This window comes from Actinokineospora sp. NPDC004072 (assembly GCF_053604195.1).
On sequence record NZ_JBSGHB010000011.1, the window covers coordinates 273099 to 288358 of the forward strand.

The following is a 15260-nucleotide window of genomic DNA, read 5'->3' on the forward strand; positions in this document are numbered from 1 at the left end:
TCAACTCCCCTTCGCCGGGACGACCTGCAGGTACACCGCGGTCAGCACGAAGTTGACGAAGAACAGCAGCAGGAAGGTGATGACGACGGACTGGTTGACCGCGTCCCCCACGCCCTTCGGCCCGCCCTTCGGGTTCAGCCCCCGGTAGGCGGCGACCACGCCCGCGATGAACCCGAAGATCAGCGCCTTCAGCTCGCTGATCCACAGGTCGGGCAGTTGCGCGAGGGCCGAGAAGCTGGCCAGGTACGCCCCGGGCGTGCCACCTTGCAGCACGACGTTGAAGAAGTAGCCGCCCATCACGCCGACCACGCTGACCAGCCCGTTGAGCAGGACGGCGACCAGCATGGCGGCCAGCACCCTGGGCACGATCAGGCGCTGGATCGGCGAGACGCCCAGCACCTCCATCGCGTCGATCTCCTCGCGGATGGTGCGCGAGCCGATGTCGGCGCAGATCGCCGAGCCGCCCGCGCCCGCCACGAGCAGCGCGGTGACCAGCGGCGCGGCCTGCTGGATGATCGCCAGCACGCTCGCCGCGCCGGTGAAGCTCTGCGCGCCCAGCTGCACGATCAGCGTCCCGAGCTGCAGCGCGACGATCGCGCCGAACGGGATGGCCACCAGCGCGGTGGGCAGGATCGTGACGCTGGCGATGAACCAGCACTGCTGGATGAACTCGCGGAACTGGAACGGCCGCCGGAAGATGTTGACCGCGACGTCGAGGCCGAGGGCGAAGAGCCTGCCGGTCTCCCGCAGCGCCCCCGCCCCCGGCAGCGGGCGGGTCGCCCCGGCCGTCACCGCGCCCCCCAGTCGGTGCGCGGGAGCTGGGCGATGTCGGTCTCGGTCAGCGTGCCGCGGAACCGCGGCGCCGGGCTGGGCGCCAGGTGCTGCGGGTGGACCCCGTAGCGGCGGCGCTCCTCGGGGGTCAGCGAGGCGATGATCCCCTCCTGCGCCGCGGGCGGCAGCTCGTGCAGGATCCGCATCACCCGGTCCTTGCGCCTGCGCACCGCCTGCCGCTCGGGCAGCCCCGGCGTCGGCTCGATCTGCGGCACGATCCCCCGCAGGTCCTCCTCGGGCGACCCGTCGGAGTGCCCGGCCGCCGCGTGCGCCTGCTCGGCGGCCATCGTCGCGGCGTCCTTCTCCTCCGACATCCCGATCGGCCCGAGCCGCCGCCCGTTGAGGAACTGCTCGACCACGGGCTCGTCGCTGGTCAGCAGCACCTCCCGCGGCCCGAACATGACCAGCTCCTTGCGGAAGAGCATGCCCAGGTTGTCCGGCACCGTCCGGGCGAGGTTGATGTTGTGGGTGACGATGAGGATGGTGGCGTCGATCTGGGCGTTGAGGTCGATGAGGAGCTGGCTGAGGTAGGCGGTGCGCACCGGGTCGAGCCCGGAGTCCGGCTCGTCGCACAGGATGATCTCGGGGTCGAGCACCAGCGCCCGCGCCAGCCCCGCCCGCTTGCGCATCCCCCCGGAGATCTCCCCGGGCAGCTTCTTCTCCGCCCCCTGCAACCCGGTCATCTCAAGCTTCTCGAGCACGATCCGCTTGATCTCGGCCTCGGACTTGCGCGTGTGCTCCCGCAGCGGGAAGGCGACGTTGTCGAACAGGTTCATCGACCCGAACAACGCCCCGTCCTGGAACAGCACCCCGAACAGCTTCCGCGTCTCGTAGAGCTGCTTCTCCGAACAGGTGACGATGTCGACCCCATTGATCCGACACGACCCGCGATCGGGCTTGAGCAGCCCGATCATCGACTTCAGGAAGACCGACTTCCCCGTCCCCGACGGCCCCAGCATCACCGACACCTCACCGGGAGGAAGCGTCAGCGTGACGTCCCGCCAGATGGCCTGCTTCCCGAAGGACTTCGTCAGCCCCTCGATGACCACCTCGGCGCCCATCGCACCCTCCACTCCCACCGCCGCCCACACGACGCCGTCACCAGGTCAACGACGCCGAGAGACCCCGGTTACTGCCAAAGCTACTGCCGAGTTCAGAACCGTACCCGCCAGTCCCAACCCACCTTCAACCCCCCTATGACATGGACCACACCCACCCAGTACCACCACCCCAACCCACCAGCACCCCACCCACCGCGACCCCAACCACCGACGCCCCACCGTCACCCCACCGGCCACCCCCAAAGCAGGGCTTGCCTGCCATCCCGTCGACCTGGCGCAGCCTTACCACAGCCAGGGCGGGGGCGCGGCCCACCACCAAACCGCAGCTTGCAGGTCAGGGTCCCCCAAGGACCCTGACCGCGAAAACGCAAGCTCCGCGCCCCCGCCCTGGCTGTGGTAACCCTCCGGGAGGTCGACGGGATGGCAGGCAAGCCCGGCCACCATCCCGGAGACCTGCCCGCCCGGCGAGGGCGCTCTACCCAAACGCAACGCCGCGCAGCGGCGAGCCGAACATCAACCACCCCAGACACGCCGAAAGCCCGGCACCACAGGCACCGGGCTCCCAGCCAACAACTACCGCAAGATCACTTGAGGGTGATCTTCGCGCCAGCCGCCTCCAGCTTCTCCTTGGCCGCGTCGGCGACGTCCTTCTTGACGCCCTCGAGGATCGGCTTCGGCGCGGCCTCGACCAGCTCCTTGGCCTCCTTCAGGCCCAGCCCGGTCACGACCTCGCGCACGACCTTGATGACCTGGATCTTCTTGTCGCCAGCGCTCTCCAGGACGACGTCGAAGGAGTCCTTCTCCTCCTCGGCCGGGGCGGCGGCGCCACCCGCGGCGGGGGCGGCGGCGACGGCGACCGGGGCGGCGGCGGTGACGTCGAACGCCTCCTCGAACTTCTTCAGGAAGTCCGACAGCTCCAGGAGGGTCATCTCCTTGAAGACGTCGAGCAGCTCGTCGTGGCTCAGCTTCGCCATTGTGGCGTTCCTTTCACGTGCACACCCGGCAGTCCGGGCGCGGGGATTCCGGGTGGTGGTTCAGCTCTCGGCGGGCTCGTCGGCGGGGGCGCCGTCGGCCTTCTTGTCGCGCAGGGCTGCGGCGAGGCGGGCGAACCGCGACGCCGGGGCGGCGAACAGGCCTGCGGCCTTGCTCAGGTTGCCCTTCATCGCGCCCGCCAGCTTGGCGAGCAGCACCTCACGGCTGTCGAGGTCGGCGATGCGCGTGACCTCGTCGACGGTGAGCGGGCGGCCGTCCATGTAGCCGCCCTTGATGACCAGGCCCTTGTTGTCCTTGGCGAAATCGCGCAGCGCCTTGGCCGCGTCCACCGGCTCGCCCTCGATGAAGGTGATGGCGGTGGGACCGACGAACAGGGCGTCCAGGCCATCCACGCCCGCCTCGGCGGCAGCGCGCTTGACCAGGGTGTTCTTCGCGACGCGGTAGGACGCGCCGGTGCCGAGAGCGCGACGCAGCGTGGTCAGCTGCGACACGGTGAGGCCGCTGTACTCGGTGACGACGGCCGCCGAGCTGCTGCGGAACCGGTCCGCGATCTCGTCGACAGCGGCCACCTTGTCGGGCTTCGCCATGGTGTCGCCTCCTCTCGTTGGGCTGACCGCCGAACGACCCTGGAGACGGCAGACGCCCCGGCGCACGGCGGCACGGGGCGTCGCAAGAACCAACCCGTTCCCCCTGCGCGGGCCGCCCGCTCCGGGCAGTTACCCCCTCCGGAAGGAGGGGACCAGCGGTCTTCGGTGAAACCTCACGTAGCGTACGCGCCCCCCACCACGCCCTCCAAACCACCCCCACCGACAGGGCATGATGATCCCCGTGGCCGACGACGAGCAGCCCCACCGCGACCAGCCGGGCCCGCCCGCGCCCCCGGAGCACCTCCCGGCCCCCCGCCCCGCCCCCGGCCCACCCCCCTCCGCTGCTCCACCCCCGTCTGCGACCCCACCGCCCGCCCACCAGCCCCACCCCCCCACCGTCCCCGGCGACTCCTTCGACGCCGAGCAGTGGCGCCGCTTCCAGGAATTCCAGGAGTTCAAGCGCTTCGAGGAGGCCCAGGGCGAGCAGCCGGGGAAGCGCCGCGCGGGCAAGCCGCTGTGGCGCAGGCTCGTCTTCAACCGGTGGGTGCGCCGCCTGGCGCTGCTGCTCGTCCTGCTGCTCGCGGCCAGCTGGGCGGTCGACCACTACTTCGGCAACCCGGACGAGGACCTGCCCGCCTCCGAGACCGGCGGCGGCAAGACCTCCCGCACCGTGCTCTTCGCCGGGAGCCCGCGCGAGGCGATCCGGATGATCTACAACAACGTCGCCCAGGCCACCCTCCCCGACGCCTGCACGCGCTTCGAGACCGAGGAGCTGGCCGAGCGCTTCGCCGACCACTTCGGCGCCCCCGACTGCCCGACGGCCATCCGCCGCCTGCACGAGGAGGTCACCAACGCCAGCGCCTACGCCCGGCCCGTCTTCCCGGCGGCCGTCACCCTCACGCCCGGCCCGGACGGGACCGTCGTCATCTCCTCCTGCGAGCTGCAGATCAAGTCGGGTCCGCGGCTCGGCGAGTTCACCTTGCGGGTCATTCCGGGTTCCATCGGCGACCAATGGATTATCTCAGGACACCGCAAAGAGTCGTCCGATTGCCGTTAACCGGGGCATCCTTGCGCACTAGTGGTCCGGGCGTGCGGGGTCGGCGCTAGGTTCGTGCTATGGACCGCAGGGGGATCGTGGGGTTACAGGCCGTGGTGTTCGTCGTCGGGCTGTATGAGGGTGTTGTGCCGCTGGTGTCGCGGGTCTTCGACTGGGAGCCGGTGCTCGCGCTGCCGCTGCTGCTGCCCGAGCCCTACTGGTGGATCGCCTCGATCGCCGTGATCGTGGTGGCCGTCGCGCTGCTGGAGCTGCTGGAGAACCGGAAGTGAGAAACGCGCGGGCCCCGCCGGGAGAACCGGCGGGGCCCGCGCGTCGGGGCTGGGATCAGCCCTGGGCGTCTTCGTCGAGCAGGTTGCGGGTGCGGGTCGGGTCGACCGGGATGCCGGGGCCCATGGTGGTGGTGAAGGTCACCTTCTTGACGTAGCGGCCCTTGGCCGCCGACGGCTTGGCCCGCAGGATCTCGTCGAGGGCGGCGGCGTAGTTCTCGACCAGCTTCGCGTGGTCGAAGGAGGTCTTGCCGATCACCAGGTGCAGGTTGGCCTGCTTGTCCACCCGGAAGTTGATCTTGCCGCCCTTGATGTCGTTGACGGCCTTGGTCACGTCCGGGGTGACGGTGCCGGTCTTCGGGTTCGGCATCAGGCCGCGGGGGCCGAGGATGCGGGCGATGCGGCCGACCTTGGCCATCTGGTCCGGGGTGGCGATCGCGGCGTCGAAGTCCAGCCAGCCGCCCTGGATGCGCTCGATCAGGTCCTCGGCGCCCACGGCGTCGGCCCCGGCGGCCTCGGCCTCGGCGGCCTTGTCGCCGACGGCGAAGACGATGACGCGGGCGGTCTTGCCGGTGCCGTGCGGCAGGTTGACGGTGCCGCGGACCATCTGGTCGGCCTTGCGGGGGTCGACGCCGAGGCGCATCGCGACCTCGACGGTGGCGTCCAGCTTGACCTTGGAGGTCTCCTTGGCCAGCTTCGCCGCCTCCAGCGGCGAGTAGAGCTTGGCCTTGTCGATGAGCTTGGCCGCCTCGGCGTATGCCTTGCTGCGCTTTGCCATTGCTGTTCCTTACCTAGCGGATCAGTTGTGGTGCGGGCCGCGCATTGGCCCTCCCACGGATGGCGCCCCGGCGGGGCGTCAGATCTTGGAGACCTGGTTGAACGACAGCTCGACCGGCGTCTCCCGGCCGAAGATCGACACCAGGACCTTGAGCTTCTGCTGGTCGGCGTTGACCTCGGAGATCGTCGCGGGCAGCGTGGCGAACGGGCCGTCCATGACGGTGACCGACTCGCCGACCTCGAAGTCGACCTCGACGGTGGGCCGGGCCGCGGTGGCCGCGGCCGCCTTGCCCGCCGCGGCGGGCTTCTCGCGCTCGACCTGCGGCAGCAGGAACTTCAGCACCTCGTCGATGGTCAGCGGCGAGGGCTTGTTGGTCGCGCCGACGAACCCGGTCACGCCCGGGGTGTTGCGCACCGCGGACCAGGAGCCGTCGTTGAGGTCCATCCGGACCAGGATGTAGCCGGGCAGCACCTTGCGCTGCACCTGCTTGCGCTGGCCGTTCTTGATCTCGGTGACCTCTTCGGTCGGCACCTCGACCTGGAAGATGTACTCCTCCATGTCCAGGGTCTGGATCCGGGTCTCGAGGTTGGTCTTGACCTTGTTCTCGTAGCCCGCGTAGGAGTGCACGACGTACCACTCGCCCGGCGCGCGGCGCAGCGCGTCGCGCATCTGGGCGGCCGGGTCGACCTCCTCGTCGGTCGCGTCGGCGGCCTCGGCGGTCTCGTCCGTGGCCTCCTGGGCCTGCTCCGGCTCGGTGTCCGCGGCCTGCTCGTCGGCGTACCCCTGGTCGTCGTCGGGCGGGCTGGTCAGCTCGCCGCCGACGGCGCCGTTCTCGGAGGTCACTGTTGGTCCCGCTTCCTTTCGTCCATCCCGCGGTCTAGCCGAAGAGCCAGAACACGCCCTTGCCGAGCGCCAGGTCCAGGCCGGAGATCACCGCGATCATGAACGCCACGAACACCAGCACCACGGCGGTGTAGGTGATCATCTGCTTGCGCGTCGGCCAGATGACCTTCTTCAGCTCGGCGACGACCTCGCGCAGGAACCGCCCGATGCGGCCGAAGAAGCCCACCCGGGTGTCCTTGCGGTCCCGGGCCGGGGTGGCCCTGCCCTTGCGGTCGGCGGCGTCGGCGTCGGCCTTGCCCGCCCTGGCCTTGCTCACCGGCTTGGCGGACGCCTTCGCGGTGGGCTTGTCGGCGGCCTTGTCGCCTGCCGAGCGGCCCGCCGGGCGGGCGGCTCCGCGGCGTTCCCGCCGGGACGCGGCGCCTGCGGGACGAGCTGGGCGCTCGGCGCCCTCTTCCCGCTCCACTTCGTCGGCCACGCCAGTTCCTCCGCTCGGTGTGCTGACCTCGCGCCCGATGCGACGATCAGCCGCACCGGACGTCAAACGCAGGGGCGACAGGACTTGAACCTGCAACCTGCGGTTTTGGAGACCGCTGCTCTGCCAATTGAGCTACACCCCTTCGCGAACCGCCAGCTGGCTGGCGAACCGCGCCTGGTTCGACGTGCCTACCCTAGCCGCATCGCAAGCGCGGCGGCCAGTCGCGGCTCGTCGAGTCGCTCCGGCCACTCTACGGCACACCACCGCGGGGCCGGAAACCGGACCCGGCCCGCGCGGTGGCCGCTGGGTCAGCTGGCGCTGACCCGCAGTGACCGCAGGGCGTCGGCGATGCGGCTGACGCCCTCCTCGATCTGGTCGGTCCGCACGCCGGAGTAGGCCATCCGCAGGGTCGACTCGCCGCCGTCGAGCAGGAAGTCGGTGCCCTTGACGAAGGTGACCCCGCGCTGCTCGGCCGCGGTCAGCAGCTCGCCGACGTTGACCCCCTCGGGCAGCTCGACCCACATGAAGTAGCCGCCGTCGGGCTTGGTGAAGGTCGCGTCGGGGATGTGCTTGGCCAGCGCGTCGCACAGCACGTCGGCGCGCTCGCGCAGGGCGGCGTTGACGGTGGCGACCGAGCGCTCCAGGCCGCCGTCGACGCAGAACCGGTGCACGATCGCCTGGGCGAGCATGTTCGGCGAGATGTAGGTGTTGGTCGCGCGCACGCGGATGCGGGCGATCAGGTCGGCCGGGCCGACCAGGTAGCCCACCCGCACACCGGGGGCGACGGTCTTGGAGAACGAGCTGGCGTAGACGACCCGGCCGCGGCCGCCGTCGAGCTCCAGCATCGTGGGCAGCGGCTCGCCTGCGAAGCGGATCTGCACATACGGGTCGTCCTCGAAGACGATGAAGCCGTGCTCGCCCGCCAGCTCCAGCAGCCGGGCGCGCTTGGCGGCGCTGAGCGTGTAGCCGGCCGGGTTCTGGAAGTTGGGGATGACGTGGGCGAAGGTCGGCCGCACGCCGGAGGCCAGCAGCTCGGCCAGCTCGTCGGTGTCGATGCCGTCGGTGGCCAGGGTCACCGGGCGCACGTCCGCGCCGCGCTGGCGCAGGCCGAGCAGGGTGCGGTCGTAGGTGGGGCGCTCGACGACCACCGGGCGGCCGGGCTCGACCAGCTCGTCGAACAGGAAGGCGTCGGCCTGCATGGAGCCGTTGGTGACCAGCACCTGCTCCTCGGCGACGCCGTGCTTCTCCGCCAGGAGCTTGCGCAGCGGGGGGTAGCCGATGGCGGTCCCGTAGCCGGTCGCGCCACCGGGGTCGGCGGTCAGGGCGGCGACCGCGGCGGCCTTGAGCCCCTCGATGTCCACGATGTCGAGGGACGGGGCGCCGCGGGCGAAGGAGATGAGGTCGGAGGTCACGGCGCTGAATGTACGACTGCCGGGGCCGGGCGCCCCGGTCGGGGCGCTCGGCGGCGGGGTCAGTCCCGCAGTCGCACCCGGGCGATGGGCTTGCCCAGCACGGCGCGGCCGTCGAAGTGCGCGGACAGGGCCACCTTGGCGATCCGCGCGCCGTCCTCGACCTCGATGGCGGTCACCTTGCCAGCCAGCGTCAGGGCTGCGCCTTCGTCGTCGTCGGGGACGACCACCGGGCGGGTGAAGCGGGCGCTGTAGTCGAGCAGCTCGCCCTTGCCCCACCCGGTCACCACGCGCCCGGCCAGCGCCATCGTCAGCATGCCGTGGGCGATGACCCCGGGCAGCCCGACGGAGGTGGCGAAGCGCTCGCTGAGGTGGATGGGGTTGAAGTCCAGCGACGCCCCCGCGTACCGGACCAGGTCGGCCCGGGTGATCCGGACCTCGATGGCGGGCAGCTCGTCCCCGACCTCGACGCTCATGCCGCCTCCTCCGCGTCCCGCACGACCAGCTGGGCGCGGGCGGTGACGACGGGCTTCCCGGCCGCGTCGGCGATGTCCGCCCGCAGGGTGATGAAGTCGTTGCCCGCCCGGCGGGAGATCGACTCGATGGTGGTGCTCACGACCAGCTCGTCGCCCGCGATGACCGGCCGGTGGTAGGTGAAGGACTGGTCGCCGTGCACCATCCGCGCGTAGTCGAGGCCGAGCGCCGGGTCGCTGACGATCGTGTTGATCGCGGTGAGGTTGACGATCGTGGTGAAGGTCGGGGGCGCCACGACGTCCGGGTGCCCGGCCGCCTTCGCGGCCTCCCGGTCGGTGTGCACGGGGTCGGTCTCGCCGATCGCGGCGGCAAACTCCCTGATCTTCTCCCGGCTCACCTCGTACACCGCGCAGCGCGGGTACTCACGGCCGACGAACGCTGGATCCAAAGCCACGGCGGAAGGCTACGGGACGCGCGAAGGCCGCCCCACCGGTGGTGGGACGGCCTTCGCGGGAGAGCCTCGCCTAGCGCGTTTCCTTGTGGGCCTGGTGCTTGCCGCAGTTCGGGCAGAACTTCTTCATCTCCAGGCGGTCCGGGTCGTTGCGCCGGTTCTTCTTGGTGATGTAGTTGCGGTGCTTGCAGACCTCGCACGCCAGCGTGATCTTCGGTCGCACGTCAGTTGCAGCCACGGCCAAACCTTTCTAACGTCCCGGGTTCCCCGGCTTCCGCCGGATCCGGGGGCTAGCCCCCGGCTGGGGTCCGGGGACCTGTCCCCCGGAAGTGGTGGCGGACCGATTCGCCGGCGCATTTGCCGACGGGCTTCCGCCGTCGCGTAGCGGTGGCCGGACTTGAACCGACGACACAGCGATTATGAGCCGCTTGCTCTACCAACTGAGCTACACCGCCTTGGCACGGAACTAGGCCACGATACGCGCTTGCCAGTATCGCGGCCTGATCCCACGAGCCCCTTTACGGAATCGAACCGTAGACCTTCTCCTTACCATGGAGACGCTCTGCCGACTGAGCTAAAGGGGCCTTGTCCCTGGGGACGAGCGATACTTTACACAGGTGGGTGCCCAGCGCCAAAACCGGGGGGTCCCCTAGGTCAGGAGAGTGAGCACCATCTCGTCGCGCAGGCCCTTGGCCTGCGTCGTCCGGGCCTGCAGCCACGCCTCCAGCCTGCTCTCCGACAGCGGCCGGGAGATCAGGTAGCCCTGGGCGACGTCGCAGCCCATCGCGGTCAGCTGATCGCGGGCGAGGTCGTCCTCGACGCCCTCGGCGACCACCGTCAGGCCCAGCGAGTGGCCGAGCTCGACGATCGAGCGGACCACCGCGTGGTCGCCCAGGTCGGTGCCCATGCCCAGGACGAAGCTCTTGTCGATCTTCACCTCGTCCACCGGGAGCTGGCGCAGGTAGGCCAGCGAGGAGTAGCCGGTGCCGAAGTCGTCCACGGCCAGCACGACGCCCAGCGCGTGCAGGGCCCGCAGCACCGGCAGGGCGCGCTGCGGGTCGGCCATGACGCCGGACTCGGTCAGCTCCAGGGTCAGCAGCTCCGGCGGCACGTCGTGGCGGGCCAGGGCCTCGGCGACGCGGTCGGGGAAGGTGGCGTCGTCCAGGCTGCGCACCGAGAGGTTGACCGCCGCGGAGATCCGCAGGCCGCGGTCGAGCCACTTGCGCACCCGGCACAGCGCCTGGTCCATCACGAACCCGGTCAGCGCGTCGACCAGGCCCGCCGCCTCGACGGCCGGGACGAACTCGTCCGGGTCGAGCTTGCCGAACTCCGGGTGCCGCCAGCGGACCAGCGCCTCCACGCCGAGCACCTGGCGGCTGGGCAGGGCGACCTTGGGCTGGTAGTGCACCTTGACCTGGCCGGTCTCCAGCGCCTGGCGGAACTGGGTCACCAGCTGGAAGCGGCGCAGGAAGATCTGGCCCATCGTGGGCAGGTACTCGCGCACGGCCTCGCCGGAGGAGCGGGCCGCGCGCAGGGCCACGTCGGCGCGCTGGAGCAGGGCGTCGACGTCGAGCTCGGAGCCCTCGGCGTCGGCGGTGTGCGGGCTGGCGTAGCCCACGACCGAACCCGCCTCGACGGTGAGCCGGTCCACCGGGTACGGCGCGGTGAGGTCGCGGCGCAGCCGCTCGGCGGCCTCCTGGGCCTGGTCGAGGTCGACGTCGGCGAGCAGGATGGCGAACGCGCCGCCCTCCAGCCGGGCCAGCGGGACCTCGGGGCCCAGCGCGTCGCGCAGGCGGCGGCCCGCGGCGACGATCATCCGGTCGCTCCAGGCGTAGCCGAGGGCGTCGCTGACGGCGGGCAGCACGTCGAGGTCGATGCGCAGGACCACGCAGTCGTCGGCGGCCTCGCCCTTGGCGCGCAGCAGGTCGCCCGCGGTGCGGCGGAAGCCCGGCCGGTTGAGCAGGCCGGTCAGCGGGTCGTGGTAGGCGTCGTGGCGCAGGGTGGCCAGCAGCCGCCGGTTGTCCAGCGCGGTGGCCAGGTGGCTGGCCATCGTGCCGATCATCCGCACGTCGGCCTGGCCGAAGCCGCGCCAGCGGGAGAGCTTGTCGTGCGCCTCGACCACGCCGAGCAGGTGGTTGGCGCTGCGCAGCGGGGCGACCAGGGCCTCGTCGACGCCGCGGCGCAGCAGGCCCTGGCGGATCTCGGGCACCGCGTCGGCGCGGCGGAAGTGGCGCACGTGCGAGCCGGGCAGGCGCAGCAGGGCGTCGGCGCGCGGGCCGGTGGCGTCGAGGTCGACGGTGTCCGGCGGCAGCTCGTCGCCGGAGACGACGACGTGGATCGGGGCCTGCGGCTCGAACCGCAGCCGCAGCACCACCCTGGCCGCGCCGAGCTGGTCCTTGACCCGGTCGGCGATGACCTGCCACTCGTCGGCGTCGGTGACGTCGGCGCCCTCGGTCGGGTCGGCGACGCCCAGCGACGGGCGGGCGGCCGCCTGGTGGCCGGAGCGGGCGACCATCAGGCTGACCTCGGACAGGGCCTCCAGGTCGCGCTGCTCGCGCAGCAGGCCGGAGTAGGCGATGTAGAGCGCGCTGAGCCCGGCCAGCGCCAGGACCAGCAGCGGCCAGCCCCACTCGGCGTGCACGGCGACCTGGTAGCCCACGACGCCGACGGAGGCGTTGACCAGGCCCAGGACTGTGGTGCGCAGGAACAGCCGGGCGGCGGCGCCGACCCGCATCCTGCGGCCGAGGATGCGCACGCAGACCAGGGCGAGCGCGGTGGACGACAGCGGCGCGGCCAGCGCACCGGCGACCACGCCGGTCCACGGTGGGGCGATGCCGTCGAGCACGTTGTTGAGCCAGGTGGCCACCGCGAACGCGGCGCAGATCTCGAAGATCATCGCGCCCGCGTTGTAGAGGATGCGGTCCTGCACGCGGCGGATGAGCAGCGTGCCCACGCCCGCGAGCAGGTGGGCGGCGAGCACGACCTCGAATGGAGCAACGAATAGCCCGATGACCAGCGGGATCTCACAGAACGTGATCGACCACGACACGCCGCTGCGCACGTCGACGTTGATCGCCAGCTGCTCGGCGAGCAGGAAGCCCAGCGCCAGCAGCAGGCCGACCAGCACCGTCTGGTTCTGCGGCGGCTGCGGCAGCCACCAGGAGAGCAAGCCCGCGGTGACGAGCGCGGAGACCAGGACCAGCACGGAGAAGGCGAGGAAGGACCGGTTCGGCACGTCGTCGGTGGGCCAGTTCTGGGCCTCGGCCTGCGGTTCGGTGGTTGTCTGCCCGGAGCGGTCCGACATGCGACCTCCTCGGGCGGCGTGTGGGCGACGGCGGGGAAACTGTACCCCGATCAGGCGACGGTGGCACCTGTCGCAGTTACACCGGGACACCACCGCGCTGACCGTTCACCCGGCGTACGCCTGCCGGTACCGCCCTTCGGACCACCGCAGCGCCCCGGGTTACATGGGCGCATGGATGTGATCACCGAGCACGCGGCCCGGCTGGCCGCGCTGGACCCGCTGCTGGTCGTCCCCGGGCCGCTGGCCGAGGACGGGCGGATCGAGCACGGGGGCGCGGTGTGCGCCGCGTCGTACCAGGAGACGCCGGAGGGCCGCTCCTTCCGCACCTGGCACGCGGCGCGCAGGCACGTGCTGGACGTGCGGCTCGCCGGGGACGACCCGGTCGGCGACCTCGGCGCGGTCCTGGACCGGTGGCTGGCCGGGCTGGCCCCGGCCGAGCCCGGCGACCTCGACTGCGCGGCCGTGGTCGAGCTGGCCAGCCGCGACACCGCCGCGGTGCCCGCGCTCCTGCGGCGCGGCTTCGCGCCGGTGTCGGTGACCGCGGTGCGGCGGGCGGGCACGCCGGGCCCCGCCCCGGGCGCGGGGGTGCGCCTGGCCACGCCCGACGACCTGCCCGCGATGGTGGCGCTCAACCTGGCCGTGGTCGAGTACGACGCCCAGTTCGGCAAGGTCACGCTGCGCCCCGACACCGAGGAGGGGCTGACCAACCACTTCCGCTACGCGCTGACCACGCCGTCGGCCCGGGCGTGGGTGGCCGAGCGCGACGGGGCCATCGTGGGCCTGGCCTCCATCCAGCTCCCGCCGTTCACCGGGTGGGTGGAGGGCTACTGCTCCCTCTCCCCCGCGGGCTACCTGGAGACGATGTCGGTCGTCGAGGGCCTGCGCGGCGCGGGCATCGGCAGCGCCCTGGCCGGGCACGCCTTCGCCGCGCTCGACGCAGCGACGCCGGTGTCGCTGCTGCACCACGCCCTGCCGAACCCGCGGTCCACGCCGTTCTGGTACCGCCACGGCTACCGGCCGCTGTGGACGATGTGGCTGCGCAGGCCCGCTATCGGCTGATCGCCGCCCCGACGCCGAGGAACCGGCCGAGGTCGGCGACCTCGGCCCGGCAGTCGGCCTGCGCGTCGACCTCGACGGCGCCGCCTGCCAGCTTCCAGGTCCCCGCCACCAGGCCGTCGACCAGGACGACCGGCATGACCATGCCGCCGCGGGTGATCGCCCCGGCGAGCCGCTGCGGGACGACCAGCTCGCGGTCGGCGTGGCCGAGCAGGTAGTCGTCGAAGTGGCCGAGCAGGCGCACCGACGGGCCGGGGTCGACCGGGTCCGGCGGCGCGGCGGCGGCGTGCCCGGCGCGGGCCTTGGTCAGCGGCAGGCCGGACCAGGCGGCGAAGTCCTCGGCGGTCGCGTGCGCGTGCCCGTCGAGGTAGCGCTGGGCCAGGCGGGCGAGCGCGACCTGCTCGTCGACGGGGGCGGGCCGGAACCGGACGTAGGTGGGCTCCCGGTCGCTGCGGTCGGGGCCGCGGACGATCGCGCCGGTCATGGCGGTGTAGGCGATGAGGTGGATCGGGGCCTGGGTCTTCGGGTCCAGCTCGATGCCCGCGGCGCGCAGGGCGTCGACCAGCTCGGCACGGGTCGCGGGCTCGGCGGCGGCCGCGGTGATGACCTCGGCCCCGCGGGCGCAGATCTCCTCGGTCAGACCGAGGGCCGCCCGCCGACCGCGGCCCGCGTGCGCGAAGCGGGGGCCGAGGAGGCCGACCACCCAGCCGACGTCCTCGCGGGCCATGACGTGCAGGGTGCCGCGCATCGCCCAGGTCCGGACCAGGGAACCGCCGTCGCACGCCCGGTCGACGTCCTCGCGGGTCAGCCCGGTCGAGCGGGCGCGGATGGCCAGGCGGGCGGCGCGCACGTCCTGGGATTGCAGGGCCAGCACGCGGCGAACGGCCTCGACGGCGCTGGTCGCGCGGTCCCCGGCCAGGCCCTGGGCCGCGGTGCGGTGCCTGCGCCGCTCAGCGGGCGAAGAGCTGGGACTCATCGGCGAACGCCTTGAACTCCAGCGCGTTGCCCGCCGGGTCGCGCAGGAACATCGTCCACTGCTCCCCGGGCTGCCCCGCGAAGCGGACGTAGGGCTCGATGACGAACGCCGCGCCCGCGGCGCGCAGCCGCTCGGCCAGCGCGTGGAAGTCGGGCACGGCCAGCACGAGGCCGAAGTGCGGGACCGGCACGCCGTGGCCGTCGACGGGGTTGCTCGCCTCGGCCTGCCGCGGGGCGAGGTGGGTGACCAGCTGGTGGCCGCGCAGGTCCCAGTCGATCCACGTGTCGCTGTCGCGGCCCTGCGGGCAGCCGAGGAGGCCGCCGTAGAACTCCCGGGCCGCGGCCAGGTCGTCGACGGGGATGGCGAGGTGGAAGGCGGGCCGCATGGGTGGACAGTAACGGCTGGGCAACGGCGCCCCGGCGCGGCAACCTTTTCCGCGGCGGCCCGGTCTAGGGGGTGGAGGTGGGGCGGCCGTTGCGTCCGGAGCCGGAGTTCGACGAGTTCGTGCGGGAGCGCTATCCCCAGCTCCTGCGCTACGCCGTCATGCTCGCCGGCAGGCAGTGGGACGCCGAGGAGGTCGTCCAGGAGGCCCTGCTGCGCTGCTTGAAGCGGTGGCGGCGGGTGCCTGCGGACAACGCCGTCGCCTACGTCCGCAAGGCGATCTACAACGAGTTCCTGCGCGCGGCCAAGAAGGCCACG

The 15260-nt window shown here is 72.1% G+C and carries 18 protein-coding genes and 3 tRNA genes; 4 read left to right on the forward strand and 17 right to left on the reverse strand.

Annotation, left to right across the window (positions count from 1 at the left end; genetic code table 11):
• The 4 genes from ACWEPX_RS19390 to rplJ form a co-directional block, all read right to left on the reverse strand.
• Positions 1-792: an MlaE family ABC transporter permease gene (locus tag ACWEPX_RS19390; protein WP_451898574.1), complete on the reverse strand. Its 792-nt coding sequence runs from the start codon at positions 790-792 to the stop codon at positions 1-3.
• Positions 789-1892 (reverse strand): ABC transporter ATP-binding protein, encoded by a 1104-nt coding sequence (locus ACWEPX_RS19395; protein WP_451898575.1) that lies wholly within the window; start codon positions 1890-1892, stop codon positions 789-791. The genes ACWEPX_RS19390 and ACWEPX_RS19395 overlap by 4 nt, the downstream gene beginning before the upstream one ends.
• 584 nt (positions 1893-2476) lie before the next feature.
• Positions 2477-2866: a 50S ribosomal protein L7/L12 gene (gene rplL, locus ACWEPX_RS19400; RefSeq protein WP_451898576.1), complete on the reverse strand. Its 390-nt coding sequence runs from the start codon at positions 2864-2866 to the stop codon at positions 2477-2479.
• 60 nt (positions 2867-2926) lie between these two features.
• Complete coding sequence (gene rplJ, locus ACWEPX_RS19405; RefSeq protein WP_451898577.1) at positions 2927-3472, reverse strand: 50S ribosomal protein L10; 546 nt, start codon at positions 3470-3472, stop codon at positions 2927-2929.
• Positions 3473-3701: 229 nt separating this feature from the next.
• On the opposite strand from rplJ, the gene ACWEPX_RS19410 reads away from it, so the two are divergent.
• Both ACWEPX_RS19410 and ACWEPX_RS19415 read left to right on the forward strand, forming a co-directional pair.
• Positions 3702-4529: a hypothetical protein gene (locus tag ACWEPX_RS19410; protein WP_451898578.1), complete on the forward strand. Its 828-nt coding sequence runs from the start codon at positions 3702-3704 to the stop codon at positions 4527-4529.
• A gap of 59 nt (positions 4530-4588) precedes the next feature.
• Positions 4589-4798: a hypothetical protein gene (locus ACWEPX_RS19415; protein ID WP_451898579.1), complete on the forward strand. Its 210-nt coding sequence runs from the start codon at positions 4589-4591 to the stop codon at positions 4796-4798.
• Positions 4799-4853: 55 nt separating this feature from the next.
• On the opposite strand, the gene rplA is transcribed toward ACWEPX_RS19415, so the two are convergent.
• The 11 genes from rplA to ACWEPX_RS19470 form a co-directional block, all read right to left on the reverse strand.
• Positions 4854-5573: a 50S ribosomal protein L1 gene (gene rplA, locus ACWEPX_RS19420; RefSeq protein WP_451898580.1), complete on the reverse strand. Its 720-nt coding sequence runs from the start codon at positions 5571-5573 to the stop codon at positions 4854-4856.
• 78 nt (positions 5574-5651) lie between these two features.
• Positions 5652-6416, reverse strand: a complete 765-nt coding sequence (gene nusG, locus ACWEPX_RS19425; protein WP_451898581.1) for a transcription termination/antitermination protein NusG — start codon at positions 6414-6416, stop codon at positions 5652-5654.
• 34 nt (positions 6417-6450) lie between these two features.
• Positions 6451-6891 carry a preprotein translocase subunit SecE gene (secE, locus tag ACWEPX_RS19430; protein ID WP_451898582.1) on the reverse strand — a complete coding sequence of 147 codons (441 nt, stop codon included), beginning with the start codon at positions 6889-6891 and terminating at the stop codon, positions 6451-6453.
• 69 nt (positions 6892-6960) lie between these two features.
• A tRNA-Trp gene (locus ACWEPX_RS19435) sits at positions 6961-7033 on the reverse strand.
• Positions 7034-7199: 166 nt separating this feature from the next.
• Positions 7200-8303 carry an aminotransferase-like domain-containing protein gene (locus ACWEPX_RS19440; protein ID WP_451898583.1) on the reverse strand — a complete coding sequence of 368 codons (1104 nt, stop codon included), beginning with the start codon at positions 8301-8303 and terminating at the stop codon, positions 7200-7202.
• A gap of 59 nt (positions 8304-8362) precedes the next feature.
• Positions 8363-8776 (reverse strand): MaoC/PaaZ C-terminal domain-containing protein, encoded by a 414-nt coding sequence (locus tag ACWEPX_RS19445; RefSeq protein WP_451898584.1) that lies wholly within the window; start codon positions 8774-8776, stop codon positions 8363-8365.
• Positions 8773-9228, reverse strand: a complete 456-nt coding sequence (locus ACWEPX_RS19450) for an FAS1-like dehydratase domain-containing protein (RefSeq protein WP_451898585.1) — start codon at positions 9226-9228, stop codon at positions 8773-8775. The genes ACWEPX_RS19445 and ACWEPX_RS19450 overlap by 4 nt, the downstream gene beginning before the upstream one ends.
• 70 nt (positions 9229-9298) lie before the next feature.
• Positions 9299-9463 carry a 50S ribosomal protein L33 gene (rpmG, locus tag ACWEPX_RS19455; protein WP_189209457.1) on the reverse strand — a complete coding sequence of 55 codons (165 nt, stop codon included), beginning with the start codon at positions 9461-9463 and terminating at the stop codon, positions 9299-9301.
• Between the two features lie 144 nt (positions 9464-9607).
• Positions 9608-9680, reverse strand: a tRNA-Met gene (locus tag ACWEPX_RS19460).
• A 56-nt stretch (positions 9681-9736) separates the two neighbouring features.
• Positions 9737-9809, reverse strand: a tRNA-Thr gene (locus tag ACWEPX_RS19465).
• A 65-nt stretch (positions 9810-9874) separates the two neighbouring features.
• The gene (locus tag ACWEPX_RS19470; RefSeq protein WP_451898586.1) at positions 9875-12529 is read right to left on the reverse strand and encodes a putative bifunctional diguanylate cyclase/phosphodiesterase; all 2655 of its coding nucleotides are present in this window, start codon (positions 12527-12529) and stop codon (positions 9875-9877) included.
• Between the two features lie 171 nt (positions 12530-12700).
• On the opposite strand from ACWEPX_RS19470, the gene ACWEPX_RS19475 reads away from it, so the two are divergent.
• Positions 12701-13588: an N-acetyltransferase family protein gene (locus ACWEPX_RS19475; RefSeq protein WP_451898587.1), complete on the forward strand. Its 888-nt coding sequence runs from the start codon at positions 12701-12703 to the stop codon at positions 13586-13588.
• On the opposite strand, the gene ACWEPX_RS19480 is transcribed toward ACWEPX_RS19475, so the two are convergent.
• The gene (locus ACWEPX_RS19480) at positions 13578-14561 is read right to left on the reverse strand and encodes a DNA glycosylase AlkZ-like family protein (RefSeq protein ID WP_451898588.1); all 984 of its coding nucleotides are present in this window, start codon (positions 14559-14561) and stop codon (positions 13578-13580) included. The two genes, ACWEPX_RS19475 and ACWEPX_RS19480, sit on opposite strands and share 11 nt — an antisense overlap.
• Positions 14536-14946, reverse strand: a complete 411-nt coding sequence (locus ACWEPX_RS19485) for a VOC family protein (protein ID WP_451898589.1) — start codon at positions 14944-14946, stop codon at positions 14536-14538. The genes ACWEPX_RS19480 and ACWEPX_RS19485 overlap by 26 nt, the downstream gene beginning before the upstream one ends.
• Before the next feature lie 89 nt (positions 14947-15035).
• Between ACWEPX_RS19485 and ACWEPX_RS19490 the strand changes: the two genes are divergently transcribed.
• Positions 15036-15260 (forward strand): sigma factor (locus ACWEPX_RS19490; RefSeq protein ID WP_451898590.1); only part of this gene is annotated, 225 nt, incomplete at its 3' end.

Coding starts and splice junctions, on each gene's coding strand:
- ACWEPX_RS19395 (WP_451898575.1), bottom strand. CDS start 1,892: ATGGGCGCCGAGGTGGTCATCGAGGGGCTGACGAAGTCCTTCGGGAAG.
- rplL (WP_451898576.1), bottom strand. CDS start 2,866: ATGGCGAAGCTGAGCCACGACGAGCTGCTCGACGTCTTCAAGGAGATG.
- rplJ (WP_451898577.1), bottom strand. CDS start 3,472: ATGGCGAAGCCCGACAAGGTGGCCGCTGTCGACGAGATCGCGGACCGG.
- ACWEPX_RS19410 (WP_451898578.1), top strand. CDS start 3,702: ATGATGATCCCCGTGGCCGACGACGAGCAGCCCCACCGCGACCAGCCG.
- ACWEPX_RS19415 (WP_451898579.1), top strand. CDS start 4,589: ATGGACCGCAGGGGGATCGTGGGGTTACAGGCCGTGGTGTTCGTCGTC.
- rplA (WP_451898580.1), bottom strand. CDS start 5,573: ATGGCAAAGCGCAGCAAGGCATACGCCGAGGCGGCCAAGCTCATCGAC.
- ACWEPX_RS19445 (WP_451898584.1), bottom strand. CDS start 8,776: ATGAGCGTCGAGGTCGGGGACGAGCTGCCCGCCATCGAGGTCCGGATC.
- ACWEPX_RS19470 (WP_451898586.1), bottom strand. CDS start 12,529: ATGTCGGACCGCTCCGGGCAGACAACCACCGAACCGCAGGCCGAGGCC.
- ACWEPX_RS19475 (WP_451898587.1), top strand. CDS start 12,701: ATGGATGTGATCACCGAGCACGCGGCCCGGCTGGCCGCGCTGGACCCG.
- ACWEPX_RS19480 (WP_451898588.1), bottom strand. CDS start 14,561: ATGAGTCCCAGCTCTTCGCCCGCTGAGCGGCGCAGGCACCGCACCGCG.
- ACWEPX_RS19485 (WP_451898589.1), bottom strand. CDS start 14,946: ATGCGGCCCGCCTTCCACCTCGCCATCCCCGTCGACGACCTGGCCGCG.